Here is a 17,325-nt window from a genome sequence, read left to right as displayed (position 1 = left end):
TATTAACAACTAACACCTATTATGATAAAGCTGATCAATCTATCTTTGATATTGTCCCTTTTTTTTAGCCTGATAACCTCCAACCTTGTTGCACAGCAAAATATGGCCAATGTGTATGGTAGGCGAGCTCAATCCTTAAATGGAAAGTGGGACGCTATTGTAGACTTATACGACCAGGGAAGAAAAAACCAAATCTATCTGAATAAAAAAGCCGAAAGCAAGACTGATTTTTATGAATACGCTTTCGAGAATGGTCTCCGTTTAAATGTACCTTCAGATTGGAACAGTCAAATGCCTGAACTTAAATATTACGAAGGTACCATCTGGTATGGCCGTAAGTTCGATGTAGTGAAAGAAAATAACGAAAGGCTGTTCTTGTATTTCGCTGCGGTAAGTTACCGTTGTCGCATATATCTCAATGGACAAGAGATTGCACAACATGAAGGTGGTTTTACCCCCTTTCAGATTGAAATAACAGATGCAGCTAAAGAAAACGATAATTTTTTGGCAGTTGAGGTAAATAATAGCCGGCAGGTTGATGCCATTCCGGCAATGGCCTTTGATTGGTGGAACTATGGCGGTATTACCCGAGATGTCTTTTTGGTAAGCACGCCAAAAGTTTTTATCGATGATTATTTTGTGCAATTGGACAAAACCAAAGCCGATAAAATCAATGCGAAGGTCAAACTTTCGGAAACGATGGCCAATTCCTCGGTAACTATCGAAATACCGGAACTACAACTAAAACAAACGCTTAAAACAGATGCTCAGGGGGAAGTAAAAACTTCATTCCTATCGAGAAAAATCAAACGTTGGTCGCCTACTGCACCCAAACTGTATAACGTGAAGATTTCAACGCGCGACGATCAAATAGAAGAGGAAATAGGTTTTCGCAATATTTGGGTAAAAGGGGAAGATATCTTCCTGAATGGCGAAGCTATTTTTCTCAAGTCCATTTCATTTCATGAGGAAATACCTCAGCGCAAAGGTCGTGCTTTTTCACAGGCAGATGCAGTGATGCTGCTTTCAGAAGCGAAAGCTTTGGGCTGTAATATGATTCGTTTGGCGCATTATCCACAAAATGAATATATCGTGAGAATGGCCGAAAAAATGGGTTTCTTGTTGTGGGAAGAAATTCCCATTTGGCAAGGCATCGATTTTGAAAATGAATCGACCAAAGAGAAAGCCGGTAAAATGATGCGGGAAATGGTTGCTCGAGACAAAAATCGTTGCGCACTAGCTTTTTGGGGAGTAGCCAATGAAACCCAACCATCCGAGCCTAGAAATGCTTTTATCAGGCATTTGATTGCTACATGCAGATCCATTGACACGACCAGGCTTATAACCGCTGCTTTTGATCTTGTTCGTTTCAATAAGGAGAAGGAAACCTTTGTTATGGATGATCCTTTTACGAAAGAATTGGACGTCGTAGCTGTTAACAAATATTTAGGTTGGTACCACTCCTGGCCAGTTTCTCCTGATAAAGCAGTATGGGATGTGGCAAAAGGCCAGCCTTTAATTATTTCTGAATTTGGAGGCGAGGCGCTGTATGGCAAAACGGGCGAAAAGGATGTCGTCAGTTCTTGGAGTGAAGATTACCAAGCGACTTTGTACAAAAACAACCTCGAAATGTTTAAGCATATTCCAAACCTGCGCGGAACTTCACCTTGGCTGCTATTTGATTTCCTTTCGCCGTTCCGTTTTCATCCGACCAACCAAGATGGCTGGAACCGCAAAGGATTGATCTCAGACCAAGGCTACCGAAAGAAAGCCTGGTTTCTAATGAAGAATTATTATGAGAATAAATAGAACTTCAATCTTAGCGCTTCGAAAACAGCCCTTAAAGACAATTTCACACTGACAAAGGCTATTCGGCCTGGCGCGCAAAGAATAGGTTTGTGAAGAGAATGAAAGTACATAAATAATCGAAATACAAAATGGACGAATACAAGATAAGTATATACAAATACGTTAAAATAATATGCCTACTGGGGCTTCTAGTGCAAGCAACCTTTTTAAAGGCGCAAGATGTCATCGATTTATCGGGTACTTGGGGCTTCCAAACTGACGTGATGGATTTTCGAAGGGGCTCCCTGTCTCCCCGCTATAATCACGGTTTACAAGGAACAATTAAACTTCCGGGTATTACCGACGATTATCAGATAGGATATCAAAATCCTTATAAATATATTGACCGTCTGACCCGAAAATACGAATACATGGGGCCGGCATGGTACCAACGCGATATCGATATTCCTGCTGACTGGAAGGGAAAAAAAATATTCCTATATTTTGAGCGCACCCACTGGTTAAGTTCAATTTTCGTAGATACCAAGGAAGTTAGCAGCATAGATTATGTGAGTGTGCCTCACAATCACGATCTGAGTACTTCCTTAAAACCCGGAAAAAAGCATCGTATTACCATTTGTATCGATAACCGGTTTCAGTATAACACACATAAATGGAACCATGCGCATACTGAATTTACGCAGATTAACTGGAACGGTATTCTAGGAGAAATAAAACTGTTGGCCATAGACCCAGTTTATCTGGAAGATCTTCAGGTATACCCAAATATCACCGATCAGTCCATAAAAGTAAAATTACGGATCAATAATGTAACAAAAAAAAAGGTAAAGGGAAAGGTTTCCTTTGCTATCGACGGAACAAACTACAGTCTTAAAAATGAAATTGCTTTGTTAAGTACCGATTCGGTCACGTATATAGAGACAAAAATTCCCTTAGGTAAACAGATTAAACTGTGGGATGAGTTTAACCCAAATATTTATCGGATTAACTGCCAGCTGAATACTTCCGACGGTAAAAATAGCTACCAGCATGAAAAAGCGACCACCTTTGGTATGCGTGAAGTAAAACAAGGAAAAAACCATGTCCTGCTCAATAATCATCCGATCCATTTAAGAGGCAATGTTGAAAATGCAGTGTTCCCAAAAACAGGGCATGCTCCGCTCGATGATGCCTCTTGGGAACGCATTATGATACTGATGAAGGACTACGGCATGAACCATTTACGTTTCCATTCTTGGTGCCCCCGGCGGCGGCCTTTCGCATGGCAGACAAACATGGGATATATTTTGAGGTGGAAATGCCTATGTGGGGCAAAGACGCCGAACCCGATGAGGCCAGATATAACTTCTTCCGCCGTGAAATTAAAGCTATTTTGAAAGAATATGGCAACCATCCTTCGTTTGTTCTGTACTGCAACGGCAATGAAATTACAGGGAACTTCGACTTTATTGAGGAACTTACCGCCGAAGGCAGAAAAGCTGATCCTCGTCATCTTTATAGCGGTTCTACTGCACGGACAAGAGTTAAATCAGATCAATATTACGTGTCCCAGCAAACCAACAAAGGGGCTGTAAAGGTTTACGAAGGTCAACCGGGTACTGATTGGGACAAGAATGCGGAGTCTGATGTAGATGTGCCCGTCATTTCACATGAGTCGGGACAACGTTGTATCTATCCAAATTTTGATGAAATAAAGAAATATGCCAACAGCCCCGTAGAGGCCCGTAATTTTGAAGTATTTAGCGATTTATTGCAAAAAAATGGCATGCTGGACCAGGCAAAGGATTTCTTCAGAGCATCTGGTGCGCTGACCGTGCTGGAGTACAAAGCCGTGATTGAAGCCCTGTTACGATCGGGTAAATCTGCCGGATTTCAGCTTTTGTCGATGAACGACTTTCCGGGACAAGGTTACGCACCCGTGGGGATATTCGATCCTTTTTGGGATTCGAAAGGATTGGTTACGGCAGAAAAATTCAGGGAGTTTTGCGCGCCAACAGTCGCTCTACTACGCTATAACAAAAGCAGTTTTTTCAACACAGAAACATTTAAGGGTAAAGCCGAGGTATATAACTTTAGCAATTCTGCACTTGAAAATGCGAAAATTAAATGGTGGTTAACTGATACCGCTGGTAACGTATTGAAAAAGGGAACGCTGAAAAAGCAAACCATTGCCAACGAAAATGTATCGCCGGTAGGTGAATTTGAGATTTCCCTGAAAAACATCGGCACTCAAAAAGTTACGGTTCATCTTGCCGTGAACGATAGCATTAAGAATAGCTGGGACATTTGGGTATATCCAAAGCATCAACATCTGATGCAATCTACAGCAAATGTGTTGTACACCGATGTCTACGATGATGTTGCAAAAAGGCAGTTGGCCCAGGGCAAAACCGTGGTTCTTTATCCTTCGCCAGACCAGGTAAAAGGTCGAAAATCACTGTTTCACAATCATTTTTGGAATCCCATTATGTTTGCATGGGCACCGATGACCATCGGCAACCTGGTCCATCATAAACAGGCCATGTTTAAGGATTTTCTTACTTCATACCATACCGATTGGCAATGGTGGGATATCCTAAACCATGCAAAAGTAATCGAAATGCAACATGCACCACAACAACTGCGTCCCTTTATACAGGTCATCGACAGTTACGACAACAACCAGAAATTGGGCATTGGTTTCGAAGCCAAAATGAACGGCGGGAAACTGCTAGTATTGGCATTGGATACCAAAAATGATATGGATAACCGTCCCGCTACCCAACAATTGTTGTACAGTATCGATAATTATGTAAAAAGTGAGAAATTCTCGCCGCAAGTGGCCGTAGAAGAGACCTTTATTCAGTCATTTTTAGAGAAATAAAAAGGATTAAACGATGATAAGAACAATGATATTGTCTATGATGACTTTTCTTTGGGGTCAGATCCTCATAGCACAGGAAATTATGTTAGAAGAGAAAGCATCCGTAAACCAGGTCTATAATAAGACTGTCGAGGCAGAAAGGGCATTATCTTTTAACGATTTGGACATCGAATCGGGCTATGTACTTTATCAGACCGAGATAAACACTGATGCCGAAAGCGAAGAGCTGGAATTGGAAAACGTACGCGATTATGCCGTGGTCTATGTCGACGGTAAGATACAGGGTAGCCTGACAAATAAGAGTAAAAAACTAGCCATCAAAGCAAATCCAGGCAAACACTTGCTTCAACTTTATGTCGAGAATATTGGTCGGATCACTTACGGTCCAGAAATTACAGATAATTCAAAAGGGCTATTTGGCACCATTACTTTAGATGAAAACGACCTTCAAGACTGGAAAATGATCCCCTTGACGGTTCGTAATTATCCACTGAGGGATTTGGTTTTTGAACAAAGACCAGCTAATGACAGCCCCGGTTTTTACAAAGGTCAGTTCGAACACAATCTGTCCGGAAACAAGTATCTTAATATGACAGGATGGGGAATGGGCGAGGTCTGGTTAAATCAAAAATATTTGGGATCTTACTGGGAGGAAGAAAAACAGCAGTCGATATTAATTCCTTCGGCGGATTTAATACCCGGAAAAAATGAACTTGTAATCTTCGAACTCAAAAATAATCAGCAAAAGAAGATAAGTTTGTCCCCAACGCCTGTTTTTAAGTAAATTGGTACTGTTGGCTTCGCATGGAGCTGAACAGCTGAAAAAGAGCTAAGGCCAGAATTTCGACGAAGCTCTTTGCCTAATAGTATGATAATCGAAGTTTATAGAACCACTGATCAACAATTAGCTTCAGGTATTTTGATTGGAACTGGCACGCGTAAATCTTGGATTGAAATTTAAACAGCTTTAATAGCATCGGTAAATGAATAAATACAGTCTGATAATTTGTTTCGTCATTTTTTGGGGGCAATGTGCTCTCGGTATCGATCTTTCGAGGTATAGATTTCATTTGATGCCCGAAACTTCCTATTATGGCGGTATACAGAGCATCGCAAAAGATAGTTTAGGACGTATTTGGTACACGGGACCCGATGCGCTCTTCATGTACGATGGCAACAGTTTTTATCAGTTAAATGATATCGTCTCTGCGATCAAACCAGCACAAAAATGGGGTTATGGTTCTTTAATTCGGGATAAAAAGGGAAATCTGTTTCTAGCTTCTGGGCAAGGCTTATTAAAATTCGATTACGAACGGTTTTCTTTTCATGTCGTGGTTCCCGGAATGATCCGTTCGCTTTGTGTACATAGCGATGGTCAGGTTTACATGCTGTCAGACAATAGCATACTACGCTATAATCCGCAAAATAAACTGACAGAAAGCTTTTTATTGCCCAAAAACAAGTCTTTCCAAAATATATTGAGTGCTAAAGATCACGTGTTTCTAAGCCAAGGCGCTGTTGTGTATCAAGTTGAAATGACGAAAAAACGCTTAATCCAGTTTGCGGATTTTGGTAGTACGACAAATCAGGTGAACGATGCGGTTGCGTATGGGGGCTTATATTACTTTTTAACACAACGAGGGGGAATCCATGTAACGGATTTGACAGGTACCTTAAAACAGAAGATCCCGGTAAGCGTAGCGGGAAATTCATCTGTTTTAACCAAAAAACTTTATCTGGACCAAACCGGCATAATCTGGGTGGCTACACAGGCCGGATTATTTTTTTATGGTCCCGCGACTGAAAGTAGCAGTGCCTTACGGATGAACCTGAACGATGCCTATTCATTACCTAATAACTCGATATGGACGATTTATCCAGACCCGGACCAAGGGGCCTGGATAGGTACTTACGGTGGTAAAATAGCTTATTGCTCGCTTTACGATTCCCGAGTGCGTTACTTCAAGCCCAGCCCAGGGGGACTCAATCACCCCATAGTCAGTAGTTTTCAGGAAGATCATCTGGGAAATATATGGATCGGTACCGAGGGGGGAAGCCTGAATTACTGGAATAGAAAAAAGGATCAGTTTACCCCCCTAGAAAAATCGCAGGGTAGTTCGTCAAGTCCCCATATGATTAAACGCCTGAAATTTGACCGAATGAGCAAAAAACTGTTGATTTCAGCCTATAACGGCGGTATTGGCAGTTATGATGTAGACAATCAGCATTTCAGCAGTTTCAATTTCCGCTCTCCGGAAAGCCAGCAACCACTCACCGTTTATGATTTTGTAAACGATAAGGAAGGCACCTGGTGGATGACAGATCCCGATAAATCATTTTTATATCGAAGGAAGCCTCTGGGTTCTATAGAGATGGTGAGCGTCCTTAATGCGCAGGGCAAAAAAATGGAACTCGAAGTCGAAGCATTATATGTGAATAACCAAGATCAGCTCTGTTTAATTAGCCATCAAGGATTTTTTGTTGTAAATCCCCATACCTTAAAGGTATTGAAGCACTACGTGCTCAAAGATGCTTCCTATTCAGCAAATTACCTGTGTAGTTATACAGCGACTTCAAATGGCGAAGTGTGGTTGGGAACATTGGGTAAAGGCGTAAATGTACTCAGAAGAGATGGGACATATGTCAACTATAGTGTAAATAACGGATTTCCGGCGAAAATGGTATTTGGCATATTAGAAGATGTTGCCACGAAAAATATCTGGTTAAGTACCAGTGATGGTCTTTTTTGTTTCAACTGGAAGTCCAGTAAATTTGAGAAAGCGAGATTTTATCAGGAAAATAACATTGGTTCATTTTATATTCATGCCGCTTACAAAACTTCCAGGGGTGAAATGCTGTTTGGTGGTACCAATGGATTTCTACTTTTCGATCCGGCGTACCTCAATAAAAATCTTCAAAAACCGAAAGTGTTTTTTACAGGATTTCTGGTTAACAATAAACTCGTGAAACCAGCGGATGGCTCATCAGTTTTAACGAAAGACATTGGTAGTCTTTCCAATCGAAAAGAAGACAAGATAAGACTCTCCAGTAGCCAGTCTAATGTAGAAATTAAGTTTTCGGCAAATAGTTATCTATCCGCAGAGAAAAACCAGTTCGCTTACCGGATGTTGGGGCTTGGTGAAGACTGGCAAATCAGTCATGCCAATCAGAAATCTGTACAGTTTCTCAATCTTCCAGGCGGAGATTATACCTTTGAAATCAAGGCTTCCAACAATGATGGGCTATGGGGCGATCAAATTTCACGATTATATATTCATGTCGATCCACCATTTTTCTTGTCCTGGTGGGCTTATTGCTGCTATGCAGCACTTGTTTCTGCTCTGCTCTTTTTCATTATGAGATATTACAGCAATAAAAGAGTGTTTAAAGAGCGATTAGCACTCGAGCGTTTAAAAGAACAGAATATGCAAGAGCTGAACCAGGCGCGTACCGACTTCTTTACCAATATCTCCCATGATTTAAAAACACCGCTAACCCTGGTTTTACAACCGCTTAAGCAACTCAAAGATACGATTGTGGCCAACGATACTGCTTTGGTCTACATGGATTTAATAGAGAAAAATGTATCTAGAATACAGCGGATGATTAGCCAATTACTGCGCTTTCGCGAAATAGAAAGCCAAAAAATTACACTCAATCCGCAGGTTGGTGATTTTATCAATTTTGTAAGGGATATATTTAGCCTTTTTGAACTCTATGCCAATAAAAAAGGTGTTGAAACCAATATTTCTGCGTACAAGGACAATTTATATGTGGCCTTTGACTATGATGTTATCGAAAAAATATTGACTAATCTGTTTTCCAATGCCCTAAAATATACACCAGATAATGGGTATGTGGGCGTACGTATCTATAGTGCAACGGCAGAAGAAAAAGAACGGTTTCCTTCGTTAAATCCAACGGAAATCGAATACATCTCCATTGAAGTTATAAATACCGGCGATTGTTTTTCTGAAGAACAGATCGCGACGCTTTACACTTCTTTCAACCGCTTATCTTCTCATCGGCCAACTTTTGAAGAAAGTTCAGGACTTGGACTTGCCATTGTGAAAGAACTGGTAGATGTGCTGGAGGGTAAAATATGGATGGTCAATAAGACCGATAAAATTTCATTTACCATTTCACTACCGTTAAGAAAACAGGCCGGGGCAGGCGATATGCAGCCTAACGTTTATGATTATACCGTTTCTGAAATCGACGATATTATCACGCAGGATACTGCAGCCCCAGAAACAAGATCGATCCCTATAAAAAAGACAGATAATATCCTGCTCATTGAAGATGACCAACAGCTGCGTGTCTATCTGGAGCAGCGTCTGGCCGAAAAATATAATGTATATACAGCAAGTGACGGCGAAGAAGGTTTAATTAAAGCCGAAAAAATTTATCCGCAACTTATTATTACCGATTTGATCATGCCAAATCGCAATGGCTTGGAAGTATGCCGTAGCCTTAGACAAAATTTTAAGACTAGCCATATTCCTATTATTATGATTTCGGGTACGGGAGATGACAACCAGCATAAAATAAAAGCATTGGAATATGGCGCTAATGTCTTTATTGATAAGCCGTTTCATGTTGACTACCTGTTGCAACAGACGGAAACCATTCTAAGAAATCAGCGGGAACTAAAAGAAAAATACAGCAAACACATTCAGGTAGATCCCTCCAATGTAACCGTTACCTCCATGGACGAGGAACTGCTGATTAAGGCCATTCAGGTCATTGAAGAAAATATTGACAATGCAAGTTATTCCGTAGAAGATTTTGTGGCTGATATGAACGTAGGCAGAACCATTCTCTATCAAAAAATACATGATATTGTGGGAATGTCTATCAAAGAATTTATTTTGAATATGCGACTGAAAAGAAGTGCTTATCTGTTAGAAAAATCGGATTTGACGATAGCTGAAGTTGCTTACCAAACCGGGTTTAACAATGCCAAATACTTTAGCGTCTGTTTCAAAAAACAGTTTGAACTGAGCCCTTCAGAGTTTAAGAAAAAGGTTTCCAGTGGAAAGAAATAAAAATACAGCCAATAGTTTACCGATTTACCCTTTCAGATAGGAGGAAGGCAATTCTATATTTTTGAAATCCTAACGATCATGAAAATGACAATTTTTAGAAAAACGTTTCTGCTTACATATTGCTTTTGCTTGTTTAACGTAATTTATCTGACAGCGGCTGTCGCCCAAAAGGTAGATGAGACTTCGATCAGCCCCAATAAATACAAAAGTGGTTCCCAGTCAGAACGTATACAAAAAGCCATAAATGAAGCAAAAAAGTCGACTGGGAAAGTAGTGATCCCTAAATACGATGCGGTAACGAAAAAAAGTGTCTGGCTCATCGATCAGGCCATTTTGCTTCCGGGCGATTTTGAACTTGAATTGAATAACTGTACCATTAAGCTATCGGATAAATGCCGGGATAATTTTATTCGTTCGGCAAATGCAGGGTTGGCAATTAAAGATATAGCACCCACAAAGAATATCAAGATTATCGGAAAAGGAAATGTTCTTTTAGAAGGAGCTGATCATCCCAGAGCTACCGGTGACCATAATAAAATCTTGTCCTTAAATCCCAGCGGATTTGGACAATCTTATGGTACAGATGCAGGTAAGCCCCGAGAGAACCAAAAAGGTGGATGGCGGAACCACGCCATTATATTGGCTCACACTGATGTATTTGAGGTTAGCGGCATTACATTAAAGGATTATCATGGGCATGGACTGGTATTGGAACGCTGTACAAACGGTAAGGTAAGCGATATTACTTTTAACGTAAGGCAGGCCGTCACTGTTGATGGAGTAGACAAACAGATTTTGAATCAAGACGGCATGGGCGTACGTTTTGGCTGTAAAAATATTATTATTGCGAACTGCAAAGGTAAAAGCGGTGACGACTTTATTAATATAGGGTTGACAGATACCGGAGTGGGAGCAGGCGAAGAAAATGTCAATGTGGTCAGTGGTTCGATATATCGGGGCGAAATCGACAACATTTCAACTATTTATCTCCAGAACTGGCAGGACTTCTATTCAATTTCACACCGATCCATACGGATTATGCCTGTGGGTAAGCTCCGTATAAGTCATGTTTCTATCGAGAATATGGTCATCAGTCCGCTAGCAAAACAAGGTTTGGTGGTCGAGTATGGCGAGCATGTGCAGGGCTTATTTGTAAGAAATTTAATCAGTCATCAACCGATAAAAGCCAAAGGTATCTCGCAGGCCAGTTTCCGCGATATCATATATAAAGGTCAGGGTGAAGCTATCGATGTGCAACCAAGCGATACCGTTATCCTAGATCATCTAATGTGTATAAAAAACGAATAATAAAGCGCTCCTAAACTCCATTTTACAGCGAAAAACACATGTTTTTGCCTTTTGTACAAAATCAAACCATTTTTGTACAAAAACGAACCCTACGAATTGGTGATGATAATAGTTTTGTCTTAACCAATTTTAAAAAAGCAAAATATGTGTATGAAAATTCCTCCCGACCACGTGATTAGGCTCACGCAGGGTAATCCGAACTGACCTATATTAAACTCATATTCTTTACGAGAAAGGGAAAGTAAAGAACGCAAGTAAATTTTAAACTAACCATTATAAATCAATGATACAAAAGATACATATCTGGCTCAGGAGCTGGATAATGAGTGCTACCCTATCGGTGGTGGCGACTAATTATGCTTATTCGCAAGCAACAGATCAAATAAATGTCAAAGGTCAGGTCACCAATGATGCAGGAGAAGGCCTTAAAGGTGTTTCGGTCATGATTAAAGGAGCGAAAACCGGTGTTCAGACAGATGCAAATGGCCGTTATACCATTCTGGCGCCACGCACGGCTACGCTACTTTTTACCTACATCGGTTTCAATAGCCAGGAATTAGAGGTCAATCCATCAGGAATCATCAATGTGAAGATGTCAGGAAATAATGTCCTGGATCAGGTTGTGGTCGTAGGGTATGGTACAGCCAAGAAGAAAGATTTAACAGGAGGTTTGGCTGTGGTCGGAAAAGAGCAGCTCAGCATGGTATCTACCTCAAACCTGATGGATCGCTTGGTGGGACAGGTTGCCGGTTTTTCCATTACGACCGGCGAGGCTGCGCCGGGAGCATCACAGACCTTGTTGATACGGGGTGAAAATTCGATATCGGCCAACAATAGTCCGTTGATTATTTTAGATGGTATTCCCTACAGCGGATCCCTGGCAGATATCGATCCCAACAACGTCGAAAACCTTTCGATCTTAAAAGATGCCTCGGCTTCGGCCATCTACGGTTCGCGTGCGGCCAATGGGGTTATTCTGATACAAACCAAAAGGGGGGCGCTGGGTAGAGCTCAGGTAAACTATAAAGGTTTGATCGGTATGGCCGAGCCTATGCAACGCATCAATGTGATGGGACCAAATGAATATATCCGTTTTCAACAAGATATTGCCCGAATTAGGCAGGGCTATACTGGAGCGCTATTAGATCCTATCGCCGGGGATATTATTAGCGTAACAGAGCGCGGCAACTACGCGAAAGGTATTACAAATAATTGGCAGGATTACGTCTTTCGAAAAGCCATGACCATGGATCATCAGCTGAGCATTTCCGGTGGTACAGAGAATACAAAATATATGGCTGCCCTTGCAGCTTTGGATCAAGAAGGTGTGGTATACAATTCTAAGTTGTCCCGTCTAAATATTACCACAAATGTGGATCAGACTTTTAATAAATGGTTAACCACTGGTGTTGGCCTGCAATATACCCGGAAAAGCGACGGTGGTATTACGCCAAATTTGGAACATGCCATAAAACAAAGTCCTTATGGGAGCTATAAAGACGAATCGGGGAAGTATGTGCCCGAACCCATGGAGTATTCATTGATCGTCAATCCGATGCGCAACGTCAATGCGATTCAGGATAGGTATAATAACAACTTCTTTCTTTCTGGCTATGCCAATATTTTGCTGCCGGTGGAGGGTCTTTCCTTACGATCAAATTTTGGTTATAATTATCGGAACGGATTTACCGGAACCTATTACGGGCGCAATACCTTTGAAGGTAGGGATCAGGGTACGCAGGCCGGAGGTAGTGCTTCCATTAATAATTCCAACTATAACGATTATACCTGGGAAAACCTGCTCAAATACGAGCGGCAGATCGGCGATCATCGTTTTGATGTGACGGGTTTATTCAGTATGCAAAAAACGAAAAGCTGGTCAACAGCCCAGAGCGGTGCAGGTTTTGTAACCGATGATACCGAATACTTTATGATCGGTTCGGCCAGCCGTCTTGTTTCCAACAGCGCTTCCTTATCGGAATCTGCGATGCTGTCATACATGGGCCGGATAAATTATGCCTACAAAGGCAAGTATCTATTGACCCTGACAGGACGTACAGATGGAGCCTCTGTATTTGGTATTAACAATAAATATGCATTTTTCCCTGTCGCGGCGGCGGCATGGCAAATCGGAGAAGAACGTTTTCTGAAAGATAACGCCAAATGGCTGGACATGCTGAAAATCCGCCTTTCTTATGGTGCCAACGGTAACCAGGCGATTACACCATACCGCACTTTAGACCGCTTATACTCCAATGTAAAATATATCTGGGGCGATGATGGTACTGCCGTTACGACAGCCTATTTGGCCGGTGATGGTGTGGGCAACCCTAATCTGAAATGGGAAACCACCTATTCGACCAACCTGGGGCTGGACTTTCAGTTATTTAATAACAGATTGGGAGGAACTATCGATGCCTATCTTTCTAAAACGAAAGATTTACTGATGACCCGCACCGTACCTATCATGAACGGGTATAATCGCATTTGGGACAATATCGGCGCCACCCAAAATAAAGGTATTGAAGTCACCTTAAACTCGACGAACGTGAAAGGGGAAAATTTTCAATGGAATACGACCGCTGTGTTTTCCTTAAACCGAGACAAAATTGTCGAGTTGAGGGGGGACGGTATCGATGATATTGCCAACAACTGGTTTATTGGTAAGCCATTACGAGTATTCTACGATTATAAAATGATCGGTGTATGGCAAAATGGAGAAACCATTACTGTGGATGGGGCAGCACCCGGAGCTGCCAAGCTGTACGACCGCGACGGTAACGGCAAGATAGAAGCGAGTGACAGGGTGGTCATCGGATCTAAAAATCCACGCTATACAGCATCTTTAGCCAATCGGTTTTCTTACAAAAATTTTTATGCATCTGCGTTGGTAACCGGGGTTTTTGATGTATGGCGCGATGATCACATGGCCAATCTAGGGGCCTGGACTTTCGGGATTACCAACTACGTCCACGATGCTAATTATTGGACACCGGAGAATCCCAATGCGACGATCGTTTCACCCGGCTATCTCAATCCATTGGGGCACGGGTACTATAAAAAGGTGAGCTACGTACAGGTGAAGAACATCACCTTTGGTTATAAATTGCCACACAAAATTGCTAAAAAGGTAGGTGTAAATGGTATTGATATAAACGCCAGCGTCAACAATCTGAATACGATTTCTAATATCAGAGAGGTCCTCAATTACGACAACACCTGGATGGCCTCCTATCCGACGGCACGTTCGTATATGTTTGGCTTAAATGTAAACTTCTAATCGATTAGGACATGAAAATGAAAAATATTATCACAACAAGTTTAGGGCTTATCGTATTGTTCACCTTAGGAGGCTGTAAAAAGTTTCTGGAAGAAGAGCTAAAAACCGAACTGGCGCCATCCAATACCTATACCAGCACCTACGGTTTCGAGGTGGGGAGCGCTGGTTTGTATACACTCACACGTTCAGAATACAATACCTATGGCGAAGGTGGCGCCTTCATCCATAATGGTGCCTGCCCATATGAAGCTTTACAGGTATCTACAGATATCGCCGATGCCATTAATAGCGATGGCTCACTGACGGCTTTTGCAAACCTTACACTTACTGCCTCAGAACGGTTTGTGGGTACTTACTGGAATTGGGCTTACAACCTCATTTCATCGGCAAACCTGATGCTGGTTTATTCCGAAAAAAATACCAATTGGGATACGCCCCAAGATAAAGCACGTTTTCAGGCTGAAGCCCGCTTCTTTCGGGCATATGCTTACCGTACCTTGGTTTATCTCTATGGCGATGTACCCTATGTAGAAACTATCCTGTATGATTTTCAGCTTAATTTTACCCGTACACCAAAGGCCGAAGTCATCGGCCACATGGTAGACGACCTGAAGTTTGCGGTGGATAACCTGCCTACAAATCCGGACGACGTAAAAGAAGGAAAGCTGACCAAATGGGCCGCAAGTCATTTGCTGAGCGAAATCTACCTATTGCAGGGCAATCATGCCGAAGCAGAAAAGGCCGCATTGGCGGTCATCAATAGTGGGTATTATAACCTTATGAAAAACAGATATGGCGTAAATGGCAGCAAACCAGGCGATGTATTTAGCGATTTATTTCTGGAAAATAACCAAAATAGAAAAAGTGGCAATAAAGAAAGTATCTGGGTATTGCAGTTCCAGTTTAACACGATCGGTGGTGGTACCAATTCGGATGACTGGACGCGTAGGGCTTGGATACCAAATTACTCGACGATTACAGGATTTGTTTTGGCTGACACATTGGGCGGCCGTGGTATTGCACAATTAGTGCCAATGAAGTGGTGGGTAGGCACCACAGGTACCAATGCTACAGGCAATGTCGCTGGTATTTTCGAAGCAAATGATATCCGTAATTCAGGTTATAACATTAAACGCAACTGGTATTACAACAACGCGAATGAGACCTCGCTATATGGTAAAAAAGCCAATATTACCGAACAGACCTGGTTTACGACAAAAAGCTTATTTCCAGCGATTACAAAATTCTTTTACGGACGTACTGAAAATTTAAGTTTGACCGGTAGTTATAAAGATCGTATGAAATTCCGTTTGGCTGAAACCTATCTGTTGCTTGCTGAAGCCTATTTGGGGCAAAATATGCCGGATAAAGCTGCCCAAGCCGTCAATGAAGTGCGGAAAAGAGCTGGAGCGTCCGAAATTACCGGCGCTCAGATGAATATGGATTTCCTGCTCGATGAGCGTATCCGTGAATTAGTTGGTGAAGAAAGCAGAAGATTTACCCTGGTGCGTACCAATACTTTGGTGGAGCGGGTCAAAAAATATAATAATGCGATCAAGGATAAAATTACGGACAACAATATCTTATGGCCTATTCCACAGGTGATCAGGGATGCCAATACAGGGGCGCCGTTCCCACAGAATCCGGGTTATAATTAATGGTTATGGGAGGCTGTCCGAATCCTAATCGTATTTTCGGCAGCTTTCCCATCTGATGACAAAAAAGCAGTTGCGCTAGTCAAGCGCATGATTCTATCCAAACGTTAGCAAAAATATAAATCAATGAAAATCATCAATTATTTATACAAAACCTTATTTTTCTTAAGCATGGTACTTTGCCAGTTATCCTGCAAACAGGAAATTCAGGATATACCTAAAGTCAATGAAACGATGGACCTTCAGCCTTCGTCGGAAAACATTACGCTGGACGAGGTCAATCTGACCAAAGATATCGTCACATTTAACTGGAAGCCCGCTAGGGTACAATCAGATGATCATTTGGTCAGCTACAGTACGATGTTAGATGTGGTGGGGAACAATTTTGGTACCGGTACAGCCATATTTAACTATGAAGACGATAACGTATTGAGCAGAAGCTTTACTTCCGAACAATTACAAAATTGGGCAAATGAAAAGTGGGGCATACCAGCAAATAAGAGCTTTACGCTGGAGTTTAGAGTCGTTGCACAATGGGAGGGCGGTGCTACTTTTGAGGCACCCGAAGTACGTACCGTAAGAATTACAGTAAATCCGATCAAGACGGTTGTTTTTGATGCCGATAAAGTGTTCTTGAGCGGAAGTGCCGTTGGCGGGAGCAAAGTGGAGATGCCAAAAACATTGGAAAATCTGGATCAGTATGCTTATGTATTGAATTTGCAGCCTGGCGAACTGGAAATTCCGGTCGAATTTAACGGTGAAACCAATTATGTTGTTACCTCCGATGGAAGCGCTGAACTAAACGATGGAAATGCCGTTGGCATCAAAATGAGAGAAAACGTATTCTCCTGGAAAATAGCAACTGCGGGCGAGTATCGCGTTGTGGTCAATATGCAAAAAGCGACAGCAACCATTTATTCTCCAGCGAAAGCACTTGCTCCTAAAATAGTGACATGGACAGGGGACCAGCCTTATACGACCACGGTGACGGATTTGTGGATGCACGGAAGTATCAATGGCTGGGGAACTCCGGTAAAAATGGATTGTCAGGTAAGTTTGGCGGATCCGCAGGTTTTGGTCTATACCGGGGGTAAAGTCGGGACCACCAAGTTTATCGTGACCGGAGACAACAGTAATAACAAAAACCTGGCTTATGCTTTTAGTGCTCCGCCTACGAGTGAAGGTGTGGCTCAGACCCTGACGCTTACTTTAGGAAAAGTAGCAGAATTGGGCGGAGGTACCGTTGGCGCCAACCGCAATTCTTATTTTACCATTCCTGCCACGACCAATGTGCTGATTTTTGATCTAAGGAACATGACAATTCTGGGGCTAAAACGGTAAGCAATTGTATCAAAGCATTTA

The 17,325-nt window shown here is 42.0% G+C and carries 9 protein-coding genes; all 9 read left to right on the top strand.

The window, feature by feature from the left end:
• Positions 1-21: 21 nt before the first annotated feature.
• A complete protein-coding gene (locus DTA23_RS00895; RefSeq protein ID WP_112373563.1) occupies positions 22-1,809 on the top strand; it encodes a glycoside hydrolase family 2 protein in 1,788 nt (595 codons plus the stop codon).
• Positions 1,810-1,937: 128 nt separating this feature from the next.
• Positions 1,938-3,185, top strand: a complete 1,248-nt coding sequence (locus DTA23_RS27370) for a glycoside hydrolase family 2 protein (RefSeq protein WP_218565282.1) — start codon at positions 1,938-1,940, stop codon at positions 3,183-3,185.
• Positions 3,071-4,672, top strand: a complete 1,602-nt coding sequence (locus DTA23_RS27365; RefSeq protein ID WP_218565281.1) for a DUF8487 domain-containing protein — start codon at positions 3,071-3,073, stop codon at positions 4,670-4,672. The genes DTA23_RS27370 and DTA23_RS27365 overlap by 115 nt, the downstream gene beginning before the upstream one ends.
• Positions 4,673-4,685: 13 nt before the next feature.
• Complete coding sequence (locus DTA23_RS00885) at positions 4,686-5,456, top strand: glycoside hydrolase family 35 protein (protein WP_112373562.1); 771 nt, start codon at positions 4,686-4,688, stop codon at positions 5,454-5,456.
• A gap of 199 nt (positions 5,457-5,655) precedes the next feature.
• A complete protein-coding gene (locus DTA23_RS00880) occupies positions 5,656-9,720 on the top strand; it encodes a hybrid sensor histidine kinase/response regulator transcription factor (RefSeq protein ID WP_204990807.1) in 4,065 nt (1,354 codons plus the stop codon).
• 129 nt (positions 9,721-9,849) lie between these two features.
• Positions 9,850-11,028 carry a glycosyl hydrolase family 28 protein gene (locus DTA23_RS00875; protein WP_172462281.1) on the top strand — a complete coding sequence of 393 codons (1,179 nt, stop codon included), beginning with the start codon at positions 9,850-9,852 and terminating at the stop codon, positions 11,026-11,028.
• Positions 11,029-11,311: 283 nt separating this feature from the next.
• The gene (locus DTA23_RS00870; RefSeq protein WP_112373559.1) at positions 11,312-14,308 is read left to right on the top strand and encodes a SusC/RagA family TonB-linked outer membrane protein; all 2,997 of its coding nucleotides are present in this window, start codon (positions 11,312-11,314) and stop codon (positions 14,306-14,308) included.
• A gap of 17 nt (positions 14,309-14,325) precedes the next feature.
• Entirely contained in the window at positions 14,326-15,966 is a 1,641-nt protein-coding gene (locus DTA23_RS00865; RefSeq protein WP_075994669.1) for a RagB/SusD family nutrient uptake outer membrane protein, read from the top strand.
• A 123-nt stretch (positions 15,967-16,089) separates the two neighbouring features.
• Positions 16,090-17,304 carry a SusE domain-containing protein gene (locus tag DTA23_RS00860; protein WP_204990806.1) on the top strand — a complete coding sequence of 405 codons (1,215 nt, stop codon included), beginning with the start codon at positions 16,090-16,092 and terminating at the stop codon, positions 17,302-17,304.
• Positions 17,305-17,325: the final 21 nt, after the last annotated feature.

This window comes from Sphingobacterium multivorum, assembly GCF_900457465.1.
Classification (GTDB): Bacteria; Bacteroidota; Bacteroidia; order Sphingobacteriales; family Sphingobacteriaceae; genus Sphingobacterium; species Sphingobacterium multivorum.
This window is presented reverse-complemented; position numbering and strand designations above follow the sequence as displayed.

What these genes read in the sequence shown, in the direction of transcription:
- DTA23_RS00860 (WP_204990806.1), top strand. Translation starts at nt 16,090, where the DNA reads ATGAAAATCATCAATTATTTATACAAAACCTTATTTTTCTTAAGCATG.
- DTA23_RS00880 (WP_204990807.1), top strand. Translation starts at nt 5,656, where the DNA reads ATGAATAAATACAGTCTGATAATTTGTTTCGTCATTTTTTGGGGGCAA.
- DTA23_RS00885 (WP_112373562.1), top strand. Translation starts at nt 4,686, where the DNA reads ATGATAAGAACAATGATATTGTCTATGATGACTTTTCTTTGGGGTCAG.
- DTA23_RS00865 (WP_075994669.1), top strand. Translation starts at nt 14,326, where the DNA reads ATGAAAAATATTATCACAACAAGTTTAGGGCTTATCGTATTGTTCACC.
- DTA23_RS00870 (WP_112373559.1), top strand. Translation starts at nt 11,312, where the DNA reads ATGATACAAAAGATACATATCTGGCTCAGGAGCTGGATAATGAGTGCT.
- DTA23_RS00895 (WP_112373563.1), top strand. Translation starts at nt 22, where the DNA reads ATGATAAAGCTGATCAATCTATCTTTGATATTGTCCCTTTTTTTTAGC.
- DTA23_RS27365 (WP_218565281.1), top strand. Translation starts at nt 3,071, where the DNA reads ATGGCAGACAAACATGGGATATATTTTGAGGTGGAAATGCCTATGTGG.
- DTA23_RS27370 (WP_218565282.1), top strand. Translation starts at nt 1,938, where the DNA reads ATGGACGAATACAAGATAAGTATATACAAATACGTTAAAATAATATGC.